The organism is Lysobacter gummosus, from assembly GCF_001442805.1.
Classification (GTDB): domain Bacteria; phylum Pseudomonadota; class Gammaproteobacteria; order Xanthomonadales; family Xanthomonadaceae; genus Lysobacter; species Lysobacter gummosus.
This window is the reverse complement of sequence record NZ_CP011131.1, coordinates 1,086,865-1,104,800: the sequence shown is the minus strand read 5'-3', so window position 1 is coordinate 1,104,800 and position 17,936 is coordinate 1,086,865. Positions and strand designations below refer to the sequence as shown.

Annotated in this window: 14 protein-coding genes; 5 read left to right on the top strand and 9 right to left on the bottom strand. The window is 68.7% G+C overall.

Going from position 1 to position 17,936, the window contains the following annotated elements:
• Positions 1 to 29: 29 nt before the first annotated feature.
• From modB to LG3211_RS26980, 3 genes are all read left to right on the top strand, one after another.
• Complete coding sequence (modB, locus tag LG3211_RS04485; RefSeq protein WP_057941776.1) at positions 30 to 722, top strand: molybdate ABC transporter permease subunit; 693 nt, start codon at positions 30 to 32, stop codon at positions 720 to 722.
• Positions 719 to 1,381: an ATP-binding cassette domain-containing protein gene (locus LG3211_RS04480; RefSeq protein WP_057941775.1), complete on the top strand. Its 663-nt coding sequence runs from the start codon at positions 719 to 721 to the stop codon at positions 1,379 to 1,381. The genes modB and LG3211_RS04480 overlap by 4 nt, the downstream gene beginning before the upstream one ends.
• Positions 1,382 to 1,778: 397 nt before the next feature.
• Positions 1,779 to 3,890: an acetyl-CoA hydrolase/transferase C-terminal domain-containing protein gene (locus LG3211_RS26980; protein WP_083512305.1), complete on the top strand. Its 2,112-nt coding sequence runs from the start codon at positions 1,779 to 1,781 to the stop codon at positions 3,888 to 3,890.
• A gap of 224 nt (positions 3,891 to 4,114) precedes the next feature.
• Here LG3211_RS26980 and LG3211_RS25405 read toward each other — a convergent pair whose 3' ends face one another.
• Entirely contained in the window at positions 4,115 to 4,696 is a 582-nt protein-coding gene (locus LG3211_RS25405) for a hypothetical protein (RefSeq protein WP_148648742.1), read from the bottom strand.
• A gap of 167 nt (positions 4,697 to 4,863) precedes the next feature.
• On the opposite strand from LG3211_RS25405, the gene LG3211_RS04470 reads away from it, so the two are divergent.
• Both LG3211_RS04470 and LG3211_RS04465 read left to right on the top strand, forming a co-directional pair.
• Positions 4,864 to 5,643 (top strand): V4R domain-containing protein, encoded by a 780-nt coding sequence (locus LG3211_RS04470; protein ID WP_057941774.1) that lies wholly within the window; start codon positions 4,864 to 4,866, stop codon positions 5,641 to 5,643.
• 140 nt (positions 5,644 to 5,783) lie between these two features.
• Positions 5,784 to 6,533, top strand: coding sequence for an MHYT domain-containing protein (locus LG3211_RS04465; protein WP_057941773.1), 750 nt, complete (start codon positions 5,784 to 5,786; stop codon positions 6,531 to 6,533).
• 99 nt (positions 6,534 to 6,632) lie between these two features.
• Here LG3211_RS04465 and LG3211_RS04460 read toward each other — a convergent pair whose 3' ends face one another.
• The 8 genes from LG3211_RS04460 to LG3211_RS04425 all read right to left on the bottom strand — a co-directional run bounded on the left by LG3211_RS04460 (position 6,633) and on the right by LG3211_RS04425 (position 17,896).
• Entirely contained in the window at positions 6,633 to 7,883 is a 1,251-nt protein-coding gene (locus LG3211_RS04460; protein ID WP_083512304.1) for an acyltransferase family protein, read from the bottom strand.
• A gap of 196 nt (positions 7,884 to 8,079) precedes the next feature.
• The gene (gene tkt / locus LG3211_RS04455; RefSeq protein WP_057941771.1) at positions 8,080 to 10,077 is read right to left on the bottom strand and encodes a transketolase; all 1,998 of its coding nucleotides are present in this window, start codon (positions 10,075 to 10,077) and stop codon (positions 8,080 to 8,082) included.
• Positions 10,078 to 10,464: 387 nt separating this feature from the next.
• Positions 10,465 to 11,841, bottom strand: a complete 1,377-nt coding sequence (locus LG3211_RS04450; protein ID WP_057941770.1) for a dicarboxylate/amino acid:cation symporter — start codon at positions 11,839 to 11,841, stop codon at positions 10,465 to 10,467.
• A 239-nt stretch (positions 11,842 to 12,080) separates the two neighbouring features.
• Positions 12,081 to 13,784, bottom strand: coding sequence for a BatD family protein (locus LG3211_RS04445; RefSeq protein WP_057941769.1), 1,704 nt, complete (start codon positions 13,782 to 13,784; stop codon positions 12,081 to 12,083).
• Between the two features lie 5 nt (positions 13,785 to 13,789).
• Positions 13,790 to 15,532 carry a VWA domain-containing protein gene (locus LG3211_RS04440; protein ID WP_057945268.1) on the bottom strand — a complete coding sequence of 581 codons (1,743 nt, stop codon included), beginning with the start codon at positions 15,530 to 15,532 and terminating at the stop codon, positions 13,790 to 13,792.
• On the bottom strand, positions 15,529 to 16,548 hold the full coding sequence (locus LG3211_RS04435; RefSeq protein WP_057945267.1) for a vWA domain-containing protein: 1,020 nt from the start codon (positions 16,546 to 16,548) through the stop codon (positions 15,529 to 15,531). Before LG3211_RS04435 ends, LG3211_RS04440 begins: the two co-directional genes overlap by 4 nt.
• Positions 16,548 to 17,003 carry a DUF4381 domain-containing protein gene (locus LG3211_RS04430; RefSeq protein WP_386791823.1) on the bottom strand — a complete coding sequence of 152 codons (456 nt, stop codon included), beginning with the start codon at positions 17,001 to 17,003 and terminating at the stop codon, positions 16,548 to 16,550. Before LG3211_RS04430 ends, LG3211_RS04435 begins: the two co-directional genes overlap by 1 nt.
• Positions 17,000 to 17,896: a DUF58 domain-containing protein gene (locus tag LG3211_RS04425; RefSeq protein WP_057941767.1), complete on the bottom strand. Its 897-nt coding sequence runs from the start codon at positions 17,894 to 17,896 to the stop codon at positions 17,000 to 17,002. Before LG3211_RS04425 ends, LG3211_RS04430 begins: the two co-directional genes overlap by 4 nt.
• Between the last annotated feature and the right edge of the window lie 40 nt (positions 17,897 to 17,936).

Sequence of the window (17,936 nt, the reverse complement as noted above, 5' to 3'; positions counted from 1 at the left end):
CCCGATCGCAACCGCAGCCTAAGCCGTCGATGCCCGACTTCAGTCCCGCCGAACTCACCGCGATCGCGCTCAGCCTGAAAGTCGCGGCGGTGGCGACCTTGTGCAGCCTGCCGTTCGGCGTGGCGATGGGCTGGCTACTCGCGCGCGTGCGCTTTCCCGGCAAGCTGTTGCTCGACACGCTGATGTACCTGCCGCTGGTGCTGCCGCCGGTGGTGACCGGCTATGCGCTGTTGATCGGTTTCGGCTCGCAAGGGCCGATCGGCCGCTTCCTCGCCGAGTACCTGCACATCAGCATCGCCTTTCGCTGGACCGGCGCGGCGCTGGCCAGCGCGATCATGGGATTTCCGCTGATGGTGCGCGCGATCCGGCTGTCGATCGAAAGCGTCGACCGGCGCCTGGAACAAGCCGCATCCACGCTCGGGGCCAATCCCTGGCGGGTGTTCTTCGGCGTGACCCTGCCGCTGTCGTGGCCGGGCCTGATGGCCGGCGCGGTGCTGTGCTTCGCCAAGGCGCTGGGCGAATTCGGCGCGACCATCACCTTCGTGTCGAATATTCCCGGCGAAACCCAGACCTTGTCGTCGGCGATCTGGGGCCTGATGCAGACGCCGGACGCCGAATCGGGCGTGCTGCGCCTGGCCCTGGTCGCGGTCGCGATTTCCTTCGCCGCGGTGTTCGTGTCCGAATGGCTGGTGCAGCGCCAGCGCGCCGGAGCGCAGCGATGAGCCTGCCCGCGAACGATGCCGCGGCCGCGCGCGCGCCCAGCTTCGACATCGACATCGAACTGCGCCGCGGCGACTTCCGCCGCAGCTTCGCGATCCGCAGCGAGCAGCGCGTGATCGCGGTGGTCGGCGATTCCGGCGCCGGCAAGACTTCGCTGCTGCATGCCATCGCCGGCTTGCTGCGGCCCAGCCGCGGGCACATCGAGATCGCCGGGCGGCGTCTGTTCGACAGCGCCGCGCGCATCGACCTGCCGGCGCATCGGCGCCGGATCGGCTACGTGTTCCAGGATGCGCGACTGTTCCCGCACCTGGACGTGCGCGGCAACCTGCTCTACGGCCTGCGCGGCGAGGCCGCGCGCGAAACCCGCTTCCAGCTCGACGCCATCGTCGAGCTGCTCGGCATCGGGCCGTTGCTGGCGCGCGGCACCGCCGGCCTGTCGGGCGGCGAAATGCAGCGCGTCGCGCTGGGCCGCGCCCTGCTGTCGCAGCCGCGCATCGTGCTGCTGGACGAACCGCTGTCGATGCTGGACATGAACCGCCGCGACGAACTGCTGCCCTATCTGCAACGCGTGCGCGACGAAACCGGGTTGCCGATGATCTACGTCAGCCACTACCCGGAGGAAGTGCGGCGCATCGCCGAGGAAGTGCATAGCGTGGGTTGAAACACGGACGCGGACGCGGACGCGGCATCGGCCGCCGGATGGGTTCATCGCGCCGGAGCGGCGCCCGCGGTAGTCGGCGCGTTTCATCCCCCTTCGTCGGCGCAACCAGCGAGGAAAAGTTACGCGGCAGTACCACCGCGCTCGACCCGACCTGCCGCTACCTCGTGGGCACCCGACGCCACAATGGCGACGGTCTGTTCCTCAGCGAAATCCTGCCGTCCGCCGACCGAGGCCGGTGCCCGCCCCCCCCGGAGCCGCGGGACGGCCCCGGCGCCGTCCCTGCGCATGTGGGGCAATGCCTCCGTTTATCGCCTGCCCGCCTGACGGTCGCCGCCGACATCACGAGGCCGGGCGGCCTGCTCATCGCGTTCGCGGGGCCGGTGCCATACTGGCGCGTATGAACCCGCCCCTGCATTTCGACTCCCTGGCCGACGCCATCGACTTTCTCTACCAGCGCCTGCCCGGCGCGCTGCACGTCGGCGCGCCGCTCGGCCTGGGCAAGCCGCATCGCCTGCTCAACGCCTTGTACGAGCGCGCCGAACGCGAGCCCCAGCGGCCGCTGCGCCTGTACACGGCACTGTCGCTGGACCCGCCGGGCGCGGGCAAGGGTCTGGAAGGACGCTTCATCGGGCCGTTCGCGCAGCGCCATTTCGGCGACGACTTTCCGCGCCTGCGCTATGTGCAGGCGCTCAAGCGCAACGCCCTGCCCGAGCACATCGAGATCGAGGAGTTCTATCTGCAATCGGGCTCGCTGCTCAACGCCAGCGCGACCCAGCGCCGTTACGCCAGCCTCAACTACACCCACGTCGCGCGCGCCCTGGCTGATCGCGGCGTCAACGCGATCGTGCAGAAGGTCGCGGCCGATCCCGCCGGCGGCACGCGGCTGTCGTTGTCGTGCAATACCGACCTGACCTTCGACGCGGTCGATGCGATCGTCGCGCGCGGCCTGCCGCGGCCGCTATTGATCGCCGAAGTCGATCCGCAGTTGCCGTGGCTGGGCGGCAGCGCCGCGGTCGAGGCCTCGTTCTTCGATGCGGTGGTGACGCCGCCGGGCCCGCATCCGAAACTGTTCGGGCTGCCGCGGCAACCGGTCAGCGACGCCGACTACGCGATCGGTTTCTACGCCAGCACCCTGGTGCGCGACGGTGGGACGCTGCAGATCGGCATCGGTACGCTGGCCGACGCCTTATGCCATGCGTTGGCGTTGCGGCATACGGATAATTCGGCGTATTTGCGGGTGATTGAGGCGTTGGGGATTGGAGACGCCGCTTCGGTTGAGGGGAACCTCAGCGGAGACCGTAACGTGATGGCGCCGGGTGAGAGATTCGTAGGCACCGCTTCGGGTGAGGGTGACCTCACCGACCACCGTAACGCGAAGGCGCAAGACGACAGATTCGTAGGCACCGCTTCGGGTGAGGGTGACCTCACCGACCACCGTAACGCGAAGGCGCAAGTTGCGCCGCTTGGGTCATTTCAGATTGGGCTTTTTGGCTGTAGCGAAATGATCAACGAAGGCTTCCGCCGCCTGGTCGAAGTCGGCGTGATCAAACGCAAGGTCGTCGATGATCTGGAGCTGATGCGCCGCCTGCACGACGGCACCGCCGGCGCCGAGGATCTGCAGCGACTCGATCGCGAAGGCGAGTTCCTGCAAGGCGGCTTCTATCTGGGCTCGCCGGATTTCTACGACTGGCTGCGCCACATGCCCGCCGATCAGCAGCGCGGCGTCAGCATGCGCCGCATCAGCGAAGTCAACGAGCTCTACGGCGGCAACGAAACCCTCGAACGCCTGCAACGCCGCGACGCGCGCTTCTTCAACAGCTGCATGATGGCCACCGCGCTCGGCGCGGCGGTGTCGGATACGCTCGACGACGGCCGCGTGGTATCCGGCGTCGGCGGGCAATACAACTTCGTGGCGATGGCGCACGCGCTGCCCGATGCGCGCTCGGTGCTGATGTTGCGCGCGACCCGCGATAGCGGCGGCGAAACCCGTTCGAACGTGATCTGGAATTATCCGCAGACGACCATCCCCCGCCATCTGCGCGATATCTACATCACCGAGTACGGCATCGCCGACCTGCGCGGCAAGACCGACGAGGACTGCGTCCTGGCGATGGCCGGCATCGCCGCCAGCGGCCATCAGCTCCCGCTGCTGCAGGCCGCGATGGGCCACGCCAAGCTGTCACCGGCGCGCTATCGCCTGAGCGAGCGCAACAGCCCGCAGCGCCTGCACGCCGCGCTGGCGCCGCTGCGCGCCGAGGGCGTGCTGCCCGACTACCCGCTCGGCAGCGATTTCACCGCGGTCGAACAGCGGCTGGTGAAAGCCTTGACGTGGCTCAAGGCCAACACCGCCACCACCGGCGCCAAGGTGCGCACCGTGTTGGAGGCGTTGTCGTCATCGGGGACAAGAGATGCAGAAGCGATGCAACGCATGGCACTGGAACGGCCCGCCGGGCTCGGCGAGCGAGTGGAAGCCCGTCTGATCGCGCTGGCGCTACGCAAGACCGCATGACCCGGGAGGCGCCGGCCCGGGTGTCGGCACCGCCTGCGCTCGGCGAAAACATTCGCGCCCGCCCCCTTTCGCCGGCACGCCCGGGAACGCATCCGGCCTCGGGCCAACGGCGCGGATCGGCGCAGATCCGCGGGCCGAACGACCGCGCGCGACGTTCGGGCGGATAAAGCCTCGCTTCATCGGCTTTCGTTGCGAACCTGCATCTTGTGCCAGTTTTGGAAGTTCTATTGCTCGCCAATCGCCTGCGAACGATTCAATCCCGCACCCCATATTGGCGACAATGGCGTTATTCGCTTCACTTGATGGCATACCTTTCCGACGCGCGCCGTTTCGGTGATCACGAGATGGATGTGCAGACTTATGCGTACTAGTGCGCACAGCGATGGCACCCAAGCACATCGCCGGCGGAATTTTCCAGACGACGCGGGCTTCGACTTCCACGACAGCGTCGATACGGCATCGAGCGCCGGACAGCCGCGCGAAAAAACCGGCGCAGTCGCGACAGTTGCCATGATTCCGCAACGGGATGAAGCCACGGCATCGGCCAGGCGCCATATGGCGAGCGCATGCGCTCGTCGTCGAATCGCGCTTCCAAGTGGCGCGATCAGGCAACGATCGCCTGTCTGCCCGACTTTTTCATCGCCATTCGTCGCAAAGCGGAAATAGCATCTCACGCACTGCCTGACCGCATTTTTTTTGCGGAGAACGAGCCGCACCAGAACCCGCTTCACACAGGCCGCCCCAATCGGCTTCGCGTAGTCGGTTGCATGCATCCGCCGCGCGGAAAATTTCCATTCACGATCCACTCGCGCGCGTTTTGACGCGTTGACATCGCTCAGATGTCTCCACGATCCTTGCTGGAGTTCCTATCGAAGTAACGCCCATCGCGCGCCTTTGAGCGCAAGCGGGCGCCGCGACACGCGAATCAGTCGAAGGAGCGGCACGGATCCGCGTTGAGGATGGGAATTTGCGAATGATCGATGTCGAGTTTCGGGTGGTTTCCGAGCGCCGCGAGGGTCTGCTGCTGGCATTGGGGCAAGTGATCGCCGCCAATGGCTTCACTCTGCTTCGCCACAGCGCGCTCAACAGCGATGAAGGCACCGTGCTGAAGATGATGGCACGCGGTCCGGTGGAGCAGTTGCTGGTGTTGGAAGATGCGCTGGGCACGCATGCCCAGGTGCGCAGCTTCGAATCTTCACGCGGCGACGACTTCGCCCATCCCGATCCGCGCGCGAACCTCGGCGCGACGCCGGCACGGCAAGCGGCTCCCGCGCTGGCTCGCGCACCGGCGGTCGCGCCGGCGGTCGCGCTCGTCGATTCGCAGCGAATCGAGATCCTGCTGTCGCAACTCGCCCGCGGCTATCCCAACATCCTGCTGCAACTGGTGGCGCTGGAACGCGACCTGCCACCGACGCAGCGCGAGCCGACCTTACGCTACATCGGCCATCGCGTGGGTGCGTGGGTCTACAAACGCGATTTCGCCCTCGGCGGACAGTTGCCGCTGGCCGACTCGGTGCGCCGCATCGCCTTGCCGGCGATGCGCCAGTTGCTCCAGACCGACCTGCGCGAGGGCGCCTTGTACGTGCGCAACAGCCCCTTCTGCCATCGCAATTCGCCTGGGGAATGCTGCCATTTCCTGCGCGGCATGCTCGGCGGGCTGCTGGAAGGCCAGCACGGCGCCCACGTGCACGTCGTGGAAAGCCAATGCCGCAACACCGGCGCGGAGACGTGCCGGTTCGAGTTCCTCACTTGACCGAACGGACCGGTCGAACGTCGCGGCAGGACGGCCACGGCGCCACACGCGGCACGGATATCGCCTCGGCGCGGGACGGCGCCCGGACGAAAACCGCCTACCTCAGTCCGTCCCCAAGCCGTTGAACAAGGGAGTTCGTCATGCCGCTCGATCAAGCGATCCAATGCACTCACAATCCATTGCTGGTCGTGCTGTCCTATCTGGTGTCGGTACTGGGCTCGTTCACCGCCCTGCAGTTGGCGATCGCCATCCCAAGCGCCACCGGCGCGGCGCGCCGACGCGCCGTGGTCTCCGCGGGCGCCGCGATGGGCGGCGGCGCGATCTGGGCCATGCACTTCATCGCCATGCTCGCCTGCCGCATGAACGTGGAGGTCACCTACGACCTGCCGATCACGCTGGGCTCGGCGGTGGTCGCGGTGGTTTCGTGCATGGCCGGACTGGGCATCGCCGGCACCGGCGTATTCAACTGGGGCAAGCTCATCATCGGCGGCGTGCTGATGGGCCTGGGCGTGACCGGCATGCACTACGCCGGCATGGCCGCGATGCTGATGCCGGCCGACACCGTCTACGACAGCACGCTGGTGATGGCTTCGGCGGCGATCGCGATCGTCGCCTCCATCGTCGCCCTGTGGCTGGCCTTCAACCTGCGCGGCTGGGGCCAGATGCTCGGCAGCGCGCTGGTGATGGGCGTGGCCGTGTGCGGCATGCACTACACCGGCATGCTCGCGGCCAGCTTCGTGCCGAACCAGGCCGGCAGCGCGGCCACCGCTGGCGGCGTCAGCGGCGGCTACCTGGGCGTGGGCATCTTCGTGGTCACCACCGCGCTGCTCGCGGCGGTGCTCACGATCAGCCTGCTGCGCCAGCGTCAGCGCGCGATGGTGCGGATCTGAGCAGGCCGGCGCGGCACGGCCTTCGACGCTTCACGGCCCGCAACGGCCGACTGCGCTTCCAAGTCCAGGACGGCGGCCGTGGAGGCGCGCCAGCCGGGATCACGCCGCCGCGCTCGCCACCGCCCGCGATGCCTTCGTCCGCTCGAACGCGCGTCGGCCCCAGCGCATCCCCGGCAGTTCCACCAAGCGATACGTCAGCCACGACACCGGGATCGCCAGGGCCAGGCTCAGCGCCAGGCAAGCCGCGTAGGCCGCGCTATCCGGCAACGCCGCGTACAGGCGCGCGAATACCCCGTACAGGCGCGAGACGACGAACGGGTGCAGCAAATACAGTGAGTAGCTGATCGCGCCGAGGAAGCAGGTGATGCGGTTGACCAGCATGCCGACCACCGCGCCGGTCAAAACGCCGGCGAACGATCGCACGCCACCGCTCTCGCCGGCCAGCAGCAAGCCCAGCAACACCAGTGCGTAACCGAGCGCGCTGAGGTGCCACAACGTCGCCCAACGGCTCGCAGGCAAGCCGCCATAGACCAGCGCCGCCAATCCAGCGGCGCCCAACGCCAACGCGCCCAGGCCGATGGCGCGGCGCTGCACCGGCGGCCGTTTGCGCAAGCGCCGCCACAGGCCGAACACGACGCAGCCGAGCACGAAGATCGGCATCTGGGTGAGCAAGCCGTAGCCGTTTCCTAGGAAGGCCAGCGACGGCGGCGCCGCCAGCGCGGCCCACTGCGCAAGCGCGTAGCTCGCCGCCAGCAGTGCCAGTTGCGCGAACAATCGCCGCGCGTACAGCGCCAGCAGCGGAAACACGGCGTAGAACAGCATCTCCACGCCGATGGTCCAGCTGCCCATGACGATCCCGGCCTGCCACTGCGGCGACAGGCCGAACAGCATCGACAGGTTCCAGCCGATCTCGCTCGCGCCGTAGCGCGCGGGCTGGCGCAACTGGTCGCGCAACACCATCACCGCGAGCAGCACCAACAACAGCGGCGCGATACGGAACAAGCGGCTCAGGTAGAAACTGCGCAGCGGCAATCCGCTGGCGACATGGCGCGGCCAGGTCATGCACAGCGAGAACGCGCTCATCACGAAGAACAGCACCACGCCGCTGCCGCCCATGCCGACGATCGGCAGCGCCGCGGCGGGAACCTGCAGATCGGGATCGGGCATGGCCATGACGTGGTAGAGCACCACGTACAACGCGGCCAGTCCGCGCAGGGCGTCGAGTTGCGGCAGGCGCGGCAGCGCTTGCGGGTCTTGCGGCATGTAGGCGGATTCCACGGCGGTGAGCGAACGCCCCGCACGGTGTCCGGCGATGCCCTCGCCTGCGCGGGACGGTGCGCGATCGGACATCGCGCAACCGTTGGCGGGCACATTATAGGCAGTATCTCGGTACGGTAAGTTTGTCTTTGGCGTGCACTGTAAGCCCGCGACCGGGGCCGCGCCAACGAAAACGGGGACACTGGCGGTCCCCGTTTCGTGCCCAGCGATGTTTCCGCCGCCTGCCCGCGATCGCGATCGACCGGCGCGGCGGCGCAGCCGTGCCGGATCAGCCCAGCGTCTTGACCGTAGCGACCACGCGTTCGACGGTGAAGCCGAAGTACGGGAACAACGCCTCGGCCGGCGCCGATGCGCCGAAGCGGTCGATGCCGACCACCTCGCCGTCCAGGCCGACGTACTTGCGCCAGAAGTCGGTGATGCCCGCTTCGATCGCCACGCGCTTGCGCACGGCGTTGGGCAGCACCGATTCGCGGTAGTCCTGCGGCTGGCGGTCGAACACGTCGGTCGAGGGCATCGACACCACGCGCACCTTCACGCCTTCGCCGGTCAGCACGTCGGCGGCCTGGGTGGCGAGGCCGACTTCCGAACCGGTCGCGATCAGGATCACGTCCGGGGTGCCCTGGCTGTCGCGCAGCACGTAGCCGCCGCGTTCGATCTGCGCGACCTGCTCGGCCGTGCGCGGCTGATGCATCAGGTTCTGGCGCGAGAACACCAGGCAACTCGGGCCGTCGGCGCGCGCGATCGCGGCCTTCCACGACACCACCGACTCGACCGCGTCGCACGGACGCCACAGGTCGTTGTGCGGGATGTAGCGCAGCGAGGCCATGTGTTCGATCGGCTGATGGGTCGGGCCGTCTTCGCCCAGGCCGATCGAGTCGTGGGTATAGACGTGGATCACGTGCGCGCCCATCAGCGCGCTCATGCGCACCGCATTGCGGGCGTAGTCGCTGAACACCAGGAAGGTGGCGTCGAACGGGATGAAACCGCCGTGCAGTTGCAGACCGTTGCTGATCGCGGTCATGGCGAATTCGCGCACGCCGTAATACACGTAGTTGGCGTTCGGATCGCTGCTGGCGACCGACTTGCTGGCCTTCCACAACGTCAGGTTGGAATGGGCCAGATCGGCCGAGCCGCCGATGAGTTCCGGCAGCTGCGGCGCGAAGGCTTCGATCGCCATCTGCGAGGCCTTGCGCGAGGCGATGGTCGGGCCTTCGGCCTGCAGCTTGGCGATGTAGGCGTCGGCCTGCTCGAGGAAGCCTTGCGGCAGTTCGCCCTGGATCCGGCGCAGCAGTTCCGCCGCTTCGGCCGGGAACTGCGCGGCGTAGGCGTCGAAGGCCTGCTGCCACTGCTGCTGCGCGGCGGCGTGATCGCGCGCGCGCCAGCCGCCGTAGATGTCCTGCGGGATTTCGAATTCGGCGTAGGGCCAGTTCAACGCGGCGCGGGTGGCAACGATTTCATCCTTGCCCAGCGGCGCGCCGTGCGAGGATTCCTTGCCGGCCTTGCCGGGCGAGCCGAAGCCGATGGTGGTGCGGCAGCAGATCAGCGTCGGCTTGTCGTCGTGCTTGAGCGCGGTGTCGATCGCGGTCTTGATCTCGACCGCGTCCTGGCCGTTGACGTTGCGGATCACGCGCCAACCGTAGGCCTCGAAGCGCGCCGGGGTGTCGTCGGTGAACCAGCCGTCGGTATTGCCGTCGATGGAGATCTTGTTGTCATCCCAGAACGCGACCAGCTTGTGCAGGCCCCAGGTGCCGGCCAGCGAGGCGGCTTCGTGCGAGATGCCTTCCATCAGGCAGCCGTCGCCCATGAACACCCAGGTGCGGTGATCGATGATGTCGTGGCCTTCGCGATTGAAATGCTGGGCCAGCAACTTCTCGCCCAGCGCCATGCCGACCGCGTTGGCGAAGCCCTGGCCGAGCGGACCGGTAGTGGTCTCGATACCGGGGGTTTCGAAGTTTTCCGGATGGCCCGGGGTGCGCGAATGCAACTGGCGGAAGCGCTTGAGCTCTTCGATCGGCAGGTCGTAGCCGGACAGATGCAGCAGCGCGTACTGCAGCATCGAGCCGTGGCCGTTGGAGAGGATGAAGCGGTCGCGGTTCAACCACTTCGGGTCGGCCGGGTTGTGGCTGAGGTAGTCGTTCCACAGCACTTCGGCGATGTCGGCCATGCCCATCGGCATGCCGGGATGACCGGAGTTGGCGGCCTGCACCGCGTCGATGGCGAGGAATCGGATGGCGTTGGCGAGGTCGCGGCGGCTGGGCGTCGTCATGAGGGTCTGCGAAGGCTGGAAAGGCGGAGCTGGGAAGCCGGTCCCGGAGGCGGGCGGGACGCGGCGAAGAGCCGGCATTGTCCCATCCCGGGGCGGCGATGTCGCCCCGAACCGTGGCGCGACGCCGCCGGTTCAGGCGCGCAGGGCCGGTCGGGGCTGGCAAATTGACAGGATCGGCATGGCCGGCGGTGCGGGAGGGCCCTTGCTCTAGTTGGAGGGCCGGCTTTTGTGGGAGGGCCTTCAGGCCCGATGCTTTCCGATCCGATGCCGCGTGGCGAGCTGAGCAAAAAACATCGGGCCTGAAGGCTCTCCCACATCCGCTGAAGGCCAGCCCAGAAAAAACCCGCCGAACCGGCGGGTTTTTCGTTTCTCGCAGCTTGGTCCGACTCAATCGGCCAACTGCTCCGCCGGCGTGTCTTCGACCCCGCGCGAAACCATCGCGGCGATGGCGATATCGCCGGTGACGTTCAGCGTGGTCCGGCACATGTCCAGGAAGTGGTTGACGCCCAGGATCAGGCCGATGCCTTCCGGCGGCACCTTGACCATGGCGCAGATCATCGCCACCACCGGCAACGAGCCCGACGGAACGCCGGCCGTGCCGATGCCGCCGAGGATGCACACCAACATCACCATGACCTGCTGGCCCAGGCTCAGATCGACGCCGAAGAACTGCGCCAGGAAGATCACCGTGACGCCTTCGAACAAGGCGGTGCCGTTCTGGTTCGCGGTCGCGCCGACGGTGAGCACGAAGCGCGAGATGCGCCGCGGCAGTTTGAGTTCGTCGGCCACGCGCAGCGCGGTCGGCAGGGTCGCGTTGCTGGACGCGGTGGAGAACGCCAGCACCATCGCTTCCTGCGCGCCCTTGAAGAACTCCAGCGGCGAGCGGCCGCCGATGAATTTGAGCGCCAGCGAATAGACCACGAACAGGTGGATGGCCAGCGCCGCGACCACCACGGCCACGTACTTGGCCAGCTTGAACAGCAGGTCCCAGCCGAACGCCGAGGCCAGGTTGAACATGAAGCAGAACACCGCGTACGGCGCCAGCTTGATCACCAGGCCGATCAGGGTCATCGAAATATCGAACAGGCCCTGGATGCCTTCGCGCAGCGTATCCACCGCCTTGGAACGGGTCAGCACGGTGCCGACGCCGATCATCAGGGCGAAGAACATCACCGCCAGAATCGCGTCGTCGGCGGCGGCCTTGATGACGTTGTCGGGCACGATCGAGATCAGCATCTGGATGCCCTTGGGGGCATGCGCGCTGCCGGCGACGATGCTTTGCGTGCGCTCGGCGTTCTCGCTCATCAACTGCTGGGCCTGGGCCGGATCGACGCCGGCGCCGGGCTGGAAGATGTTGACCATGACCAGGCCGAGCACCACCGCCAGACCGGACATGATCACAGTCAGGCCCAGGGTGCGCCAACCCACGCGGCCGAAGGAGCGGATGTCGCCCATCTCGCTCACGCCCATGACCAGGGCCGAGAACAGCAGCGGGATCACCAGCATGAAGATCAGGCGCAGGAAGATCTCGCCGGCCGGCGCGGTGACGATTTCGGTGAACAGCTTGAGCAGCGGGCGGCATTGCCAGCCCAGTTCCGCGCCGGGCGCGAGCGCCGGGCAGGCGTCGCCGGCCAATTGCGCCCAGGTCACGCTGCCGATGCCGGCGGCGTAGACGATCAGCCCCAGGATCAGACCGGCCGCGAAGCCGATCGCCATCTTCCAGTGCAGCGGCAGTTTCTTGCCCGGGTTGGAGGTTTCGCTCATTTATCCGGCCTGGCCAAAACAGCGGGCAGGATACACCAGGGGTTGGCGGGGGCTTTTTGTGGGTGAAGCAAATCCCCCCTGCCCCCCTTTTTCAAGGGGGGAACTCGCTCTGGCGGATGTGTGAGAGCGTGAAGATGCCCGCATCGATGAGTAAGCCACTGAGCCCCCAGACCCCGAGTCCTCACATCGAAGTCTCCCCCCTTTGAAAAAGGGGGCCAGAGGGGGATTTGCTCGTGCCTCTACTTACTCACCGGATAAAGCGGTGCCAGCGGCGAAGCCGCCTCGCCCTGCGCCTGCCGCCACTGCGGCGCCTTGGCGAACGCCGCGCGCAACGCGGTGCGCGCGGCCACGCCGTCGCCGCCGCCCCAGCGCGCGCGGCGCAGCGCCTGCACGGCCTCGCGCTGGCCCGGATCGGCCAGCCGTTCGATCAGTTCGTCGTCGTCGCGGGCGGGCGGGCGCGCGAGCCCGCGCAGCACGCTGGCGATGTGGTCGAAATCGCCGACGTCGATCAGCTGACGCAGAGCCGGCAAGTTCAAGGTCAAGGCCGCGGCCTCGGTTCCGGCCGTCTGCTGCGTCGCCGGCTTGGCCGCGGCGAACGCGCGCAGGTGCAGCGCCCACAGCAGCGTCGCCAGCCACAGCAACGCGAACAGCACCGCCGCGATCGCCCAACCGGTGCCGCCCGAGGTCGCCGCGCCGCTCGCGCCGACCGCGCCGCTGGCGGCGTTGCCATCGCCACCCGCGGCATCCGCGGCCTGGCCGGTGGCGCGGGCCATGCCGGTCGCGCCGGTCGCCGCGCCCGAGGCCGGCGTGACCGTCCAGTTCAGCGCCGGCAGGCTCGCGCTGCGCGCGGTGCCGGCGGCCACGTCCCACCAATCCAGGCGCAGACCGTCCAGATGCACCGGCCCTTCGCGCGCCGGCACCAGCGAGAATTTGCGCGTCAGCTTCACCCGCGGACGGCCGCCGGTGAAGCCTTCGTCGGCCTGCACCGGTTCGGCGAATACCTGCACGCCGTCGATCGGCGGCAACTGCAATTCCGGCAACTGCGCCAGGCTCGCGCCATCGACAGTGGCCTCGACCACCACGCTGGCGGCGTTGCCCATGCGCAGTTGCTGCGGCGTGGTGCGGTAGCGCAGATCCAGACTGCGCAATGGCAGCCACGGCTGCGGCGCGTTGGCCGGCACCGGCCGCACGTTGAGCACGCGCGACTTGCTGCGCGCGTGCTGCGGATCGCCGCCGCCGCCGACCAGCTGATCGATCAGGCTCGGCGCGCTGCGGCCGTCGAACGCCGCCGGCGGCACGCTCATCCGGCCGCTGCGCTCGGGCACCAGCAGATAGCGGCGCTCGACCACGGTGTAGGTGTTGCCGCCGATGTTGCGTTCGTACTGGGCGTCGTCGCCGATCTTCATCAGCGAGGCGCCGTCGGGCACCGGCTGGTCGAGCTTGCCGCCGACGATGGGCACCGACGAATACAGCCGCACCAGCCAACCCACCGCCTGCTGCACGTAGGGGCTTTCGTCGTCGGGCACGACCTCGACGAACACCTGCGCGCTGGAGGCGATCGCCGGCTGCGTGTCCGCCGGCTCGGGTTCGACATACAGATTCAACGGCTTGGTGTAGACCCCGCCCACGCGCAGCGCCGCCACGGTGAGCCGCCCGCTGCGCTTGGGCCGCAGGGTCAGCACGTAGCGGCTGCGCGCCACCATGCCGCCGTTGCCCGGTTCGATGCGGGTACTGGACTTGCTGTCGAGGGGTTCGAAATCTTCGTACAGCGGCGAATAGTCCGGCCCGCCGCCGACGTTGCCGTCGGATTCCACGTTGAGCGTGACGGTCTCGCCGGCGCGGACGCTGTCGCGATCGAGCCAGGCGCGCGTCTGCGCGAACACGCCGCCGCTGAAGCCGGCCAGCAGCAGGCACAGCGCGAATTTAAGCAAGTAACGCGGCATCGGCCTCAATCTCCTTCCAACGCCGACATCTGGCGCCGGGCGTATTCGATCTTGAATTTTTCCCGCAGCAGGCTGCCCGGGTCGTCGGGCACGCGCTTGAGCCAGGCGTCGTTGGCCTGCCGGCGCTCGCGCTGCGCCGGCGTGCGCGCCGGTTCGCGTTCGCCCTTGGGCCCCTTGTCGCCTTCTTTAGCCTGGCGTTCGAGCTCGCGCTGCATGCGCTCGCGCTGCTCGGCGTCGGCCTTGCGTTGGGCTTCCTTGTCGTCGGCCGGCGTCTTGCCCTGGTTTTGCGCCGGATCTTTTTCGTTCTGGCCCTGCGGCTGGGGTTGCGGCTTGCCCTGGTCGGGCTTGGGCGCCTTGCCGTCGTCGGAGGGCTTTTGCTCCTGCGGTTTGTCGCCGGAGGGATTGGGCTGCTTGGCGTCGTCGCCGCCCTTCGGCGGCTTGCGCTTCATCGCCGCTTCGACCGCGCGCTTGTTGGCGATCGCATCGGCCATGCCGGGCTGCTGCTTGAGCGCGCGATCGTACGCCTGGATCGCTTCGGGGTACTGCCCTTGACGCGCCAGCGCGTTGCCGAGGTTGTATTGCGCATCGGCACCCTCACTGCGCTTGTACAGATCGGCGGCCTGTTCGAACTGGCCCTGCTGATAGGCCTGATTGCCTTGCGCGATACGTTGGTGCGCGGCCTGGTCGGCGCGAGTCCACAGCGATTGCGCGTGACCGGGCGCCATCGGCAGCCACAGGCACAGCAGCGCGACCGCGGCGACGCCGCTGCGGCGACGGAACGCCAACAGCGCCAGCAGCATCAACAGCGGCAGCAGCCAATAGCCGTCGTCTTCGCGGGCCAGGCGTTTCTCGCCCTGGGCCGCGCCGACGTCGCCGCGCTCGGGCGCGAGCACGCCGAGTTCGCGCAGATCGCTGTCGTCGCGGGCGATGGTGGCGTAGCGGCCCTCACCTTCGGCGGCCAGCGCGCGCAGCGAGTCCAGGTCCAGGCGCGCCATCACGATGCGTCCGTCCGGGCGCTGGAACGGCGCGCCGCTGTTGCTGCCCAGGCCCAGCACCGAAACCCGGTAACCGTCGCCGGCCGCGGCATTGGCGGCGCTGCGCTCGCGCTTGTCGGCGCGATCGGTGATCAACAAAATCTGCCCGCGCGCGAAACCGCCCTGCTTCAACAATTGCGCCGACCATTTGATCGCGCGGTCGGCGCGCTGGCCGTCGCCGGGCATGATGTCGGGCGCGAGCGAATCCAGGAACACGCTCAGATTGCGCGGATCGTCGGTCAGCGGCGCGACCGTATAGGCATCGTCGGCATACACCACCAAGGCCATCTGGCCGCCGTTGCGACGCGCCAGCAGCGACGACAGCTTGGCCTTGGCCTGCGCCAATCGGGTCGGCGGCAGATCGGCGGCGAGCATGCGGCTGGACAGATCCAGCGCGATCACCAGCGGCGTCTGCCCCTGCCACAGCGGCTGCGCGCTCTGCGACCAGCTCGGCCCGGCCATCGCGATCACCGCGAACAGATAGGCCAGCGCCGCCGCCACCGCGGCGACATTCGAACGCCGGCCGCCGCCGGCTTCGAGCAAGTGCGGCAGCAGATGCGCATCGACCCGACCGCGCCAGACGTTGCGCGAGCGGCTGCGGCGCAGCCACAACCAGCCCAGCAACGGCAGCGCGAGCAAGGCCCACAGCCAATACGGACGCAGCCAGATCAGCGGGGCCAGATGGCCGAATAAATCGTTCCAGGCCGAATTCATGCCGTCCTCCGCCGCGGCCACGCGAACGCCAGCAAGGCGAACACGAACGCGCCGCCCAACGGCCACGCGTAGCGCTCCAGCCGCGGACGCACCGCCTTGCCCGGACGCTGCACCGGTTCCAGGCGATTGATCTCGGCGTAGATGCCGACCAGCTGGGCGGTGTCCTGGGCGCGAAAGAAACGCCCGCCGGTGACTTGCGCGATGCGGCGCAGGGCGGCTTCATCGACTTCCGCGCCGCCGCCGGCGGTGGGAATCTTGATTCCGAACAACGACATCGAGCCGTCGCCGCCGAAGGCGATGGTGTGGATGCGCACGCCTTCGTCGCGGGCGATTTCCGCCGCGCGGATCGGGTCGGCAGTGCCGGGCGTGTTGACGCCGTCGGTGAGCAGGATCAACACGCGCTCGTCGCTGGGTTGGTCGCGCAAGCGCCGCACCGCCAGGCCGATCGCTTCGCCGATCGCGGTTTCCTGCCCGGCCAGGCCGACCAGGCTGTCTTCGAGTTGATCGCGCACCGTGGCCAGGTCCAGGGTCAGCGGTGCGAGCACGTAGGCGTGATTGCCGAACACCACCAGGCCGATGCGGTCGCCGACGCGGCGGTCGAGGAAATCCGCGAGCACGGCCTTGGCCGCGGTCAACCGGTCCACCGCGCGGCGGCCCAGGCTCATGTCGAGTTCGCTCATGCTGCCGGACAGATCCAGCGCGAGCATCATGCCGCGGCCGACCTGGGGCGGTCGGATCGCTTCGCCCAATTGCTGCGGCCGCGCCGCGGCCACGCACAGCAGCGCCCACGCGATCCAGGCCAACGCGCCTGCGCCGGCGCCGCCGCGCAGGCTGCGTCCGCCGGCCGCGGCGACCGTATCCAGGCGCGCGCCGAACGGGACTTTCAACGCCGCCGAGCCGTCGCGCGCGGCCGGCAGCAGCCAGCGCACCAACAGCGGCAACGGCAGCGCCGCCAGCAACCACGGCCAGGCGAACACCTCGCGCCATTCCGAAAGCATCACAGCCAAGCTCGCCATCAGCGCACGCCCATCCATTGCAGGAACCGGCGCCGCGCGATCTCGCGCAAGGCCGCGGCCTGGGCGGCATCGACCTGGCGCCGATAACCGCCGTCGAGCAGCAGACGGCCGCTGCCGGCGGCGAAATCCTGGCGCTTGCTGCCGCGGTCGAGAAATTCAAGCCACTGCTGGCCCTGCAGGCGGTCGGCGTCGCGATCGCGACGGCGCGCGGCGCGGCGCAGCAGTTCCGATATCGCCGCGACCTCGGCCGCGGGCGTGGCGGCCTGGGCCAGGGTTTGATCGAAGAGTTGCTCGATCTCGCGGCGGCGGCGGGTGCGGCGACGGCGCCACAGATAGGCCGCCATCGACACGATCGCGATCGCCGCGATCAGCGCCCACCAGCCCGGCGCCAGCGGCCACCACGAGGGCGCGGCCGGCAGGTGCACATCGCGCAGAACCAGCGGCGCGGCCATCACGCCACCAACGGCCGCGCGCGGCCCAGCAGCGGCAGCCAGGATTCGCTGGCCGCATCGCTCGACAAGGCCTGCACGCGCACGCCGCGCACCGGCAGTTTTTCCAATGCGACCTCGACCGGCGCGACGAAGCTGTCGTGCCAGCGCTGGCGCTGCGCTTCCACGCCCAGGTCGAGTTCGATCCGCTGGCCGTCGCGGCTGAACGGCAACGTGCCGCGCGGCGGTTGGGTTTCGATCGGATCGGTCAGCAGCAGCACGACCACTTCATGATGCTGCGCCAGCACCGCCCAGCGGCGCTGCGGCAGGGCCGCGACACTGCCCGGGTCGGCCAGCACGATCAGGCGCGAACCGGGCCGCAACAAGCGCGCGGCGTGATCCAGGGCGACGCCCAGGCCGGCGTCTTCGGCCGGCGCCTGTGCGTACCAGCGCACCATCGCATCGAGCACGCGCAAGGCGCCGCGCGGGCCCGAGCCCGGGTTCACCGGCGGTTCGCGCAGACTGCCGCGCAGCGCGGCGATGCGGTCGCCGTCGCGTGCCGCGGCCCAGGCGGCGATCGCACCGGCGCGCGCGGCCTGCACCGACTTGAAGCGCACGCGGGTGCCGAAGTACAGCGATGGAGCGGTGTCGGCGACGATCAGCGTCAGCCGCTCGCGCTCGGCCTGGAACAATTTCGTGTGGGCGCGGCCGGTGCGCGCGGTCAGGCGCCAGTCGATGTGGCGCGCGTCGTCGCCGTGCGAGTACTCGCGCGACTCGGCGTATTCCATGCCGCGGCCGCGCAGCGGCGACAGCGCCTGTCCGCTGACGCCGTGGCGGCCGTGGCGCGCGCTGCGGCGGCCGCTGACGGCGGCGCGCAAGGCGACCAATTCGGCCAAGCTCGGAACGACTCCATCACTCATCAACCGATTCCACGTCCGCTAACGCCGCTGTCCGCAGTGT

Excerpts from the sequence above, each read along its gene's own strand:
- modB (WP_057941776.1), top strand. The coding sequence starts at position 30 with ATGCCCGACTTCAGTCCCGCCGAACTCACCGCGATCGCGCTCAGCCTG.
- LG3211_RS04480 (WP_057941775.1), top strand. The coding sequence starts at position 719 with ATGAGCCTGCCCGCGAACGATGCCGCGGCCGCGCGCGCGCCCAGCTTC.
- LG3211_RS26980 (WP_083512305.1), top strand. The coding sequence starts at position 1,779 with ATGAACCCGCCCCTGCATTTCGACTCCCTGGCCGACGCCATCGACTTT.
- LG3211_RS04470 (WP_057941774.1), top strand. The coding sequence starts at position 4,864 with ATGATCGATGTCGAGTTTCGGGTGGTTTCCGAGCGCCGCGAGGGTCTG.
- LG3211_RS04465 (WP_057941773.1), top strand. The coding sequence starts at position 5,784 with ATGCCGCTCGATCAAGCGATCCAATGCACTCACAATCCATTGCTGGTC.
- LG3211_RS04460 (WP_083512304.1), bottom strand. The coding sequence starts at position 7,883 with ATGTCCGATCGCGCACCGTCCCGCGCAGGCGAGGGCATCGCCGGACAC.
- tkt (WP_057941771.1), bottom strand. The coding sequence starts at position 10,077 with ATGACGACGCCCAGCCGCCGCGACCTCGCCAACGCCATCCGATTCCTC.
- LG3211_RS04450 (WP_057941770.1), bottom strand. The coding sequence starts at position 11,841 with ATGAGCGAAACCTCCAACCCGGGCAAGAAACTGCCGCTGCACTGGAAG.
- LG3211_RS04445 (WP_057941769.1), bottom strand. The coding sequence starts at position 13,784 with ATGCCGCGTTACTTGCTTAAATTCGCGCTGTGCCTGCTGCTGGCCGGC.
- LG3211_RS04440 (WP_057945268.1), bottom strand. The coding sequence starts at position 15,532 with ATGAATTCGGCCTGGAACGATTTATTCGGCCATCTGGCCCCGCTGATC.
- LG3211_RS04435 (WP_057945267.1), bottom strand. The coding sequence starts at position 16,548 with ATGGCGAGCTTGGCTGTGATGCTTTCGGAATGGCGCGAGGTGTTCGCC.
- LG3211_RS04425 (WP_057941767.1), bottom strand. The coding sequence starts at position 17,896 with ATGAGTGATGGAGTCGTTCCGAGCTTGGCCGAATTGGTCGCCTTGCGC.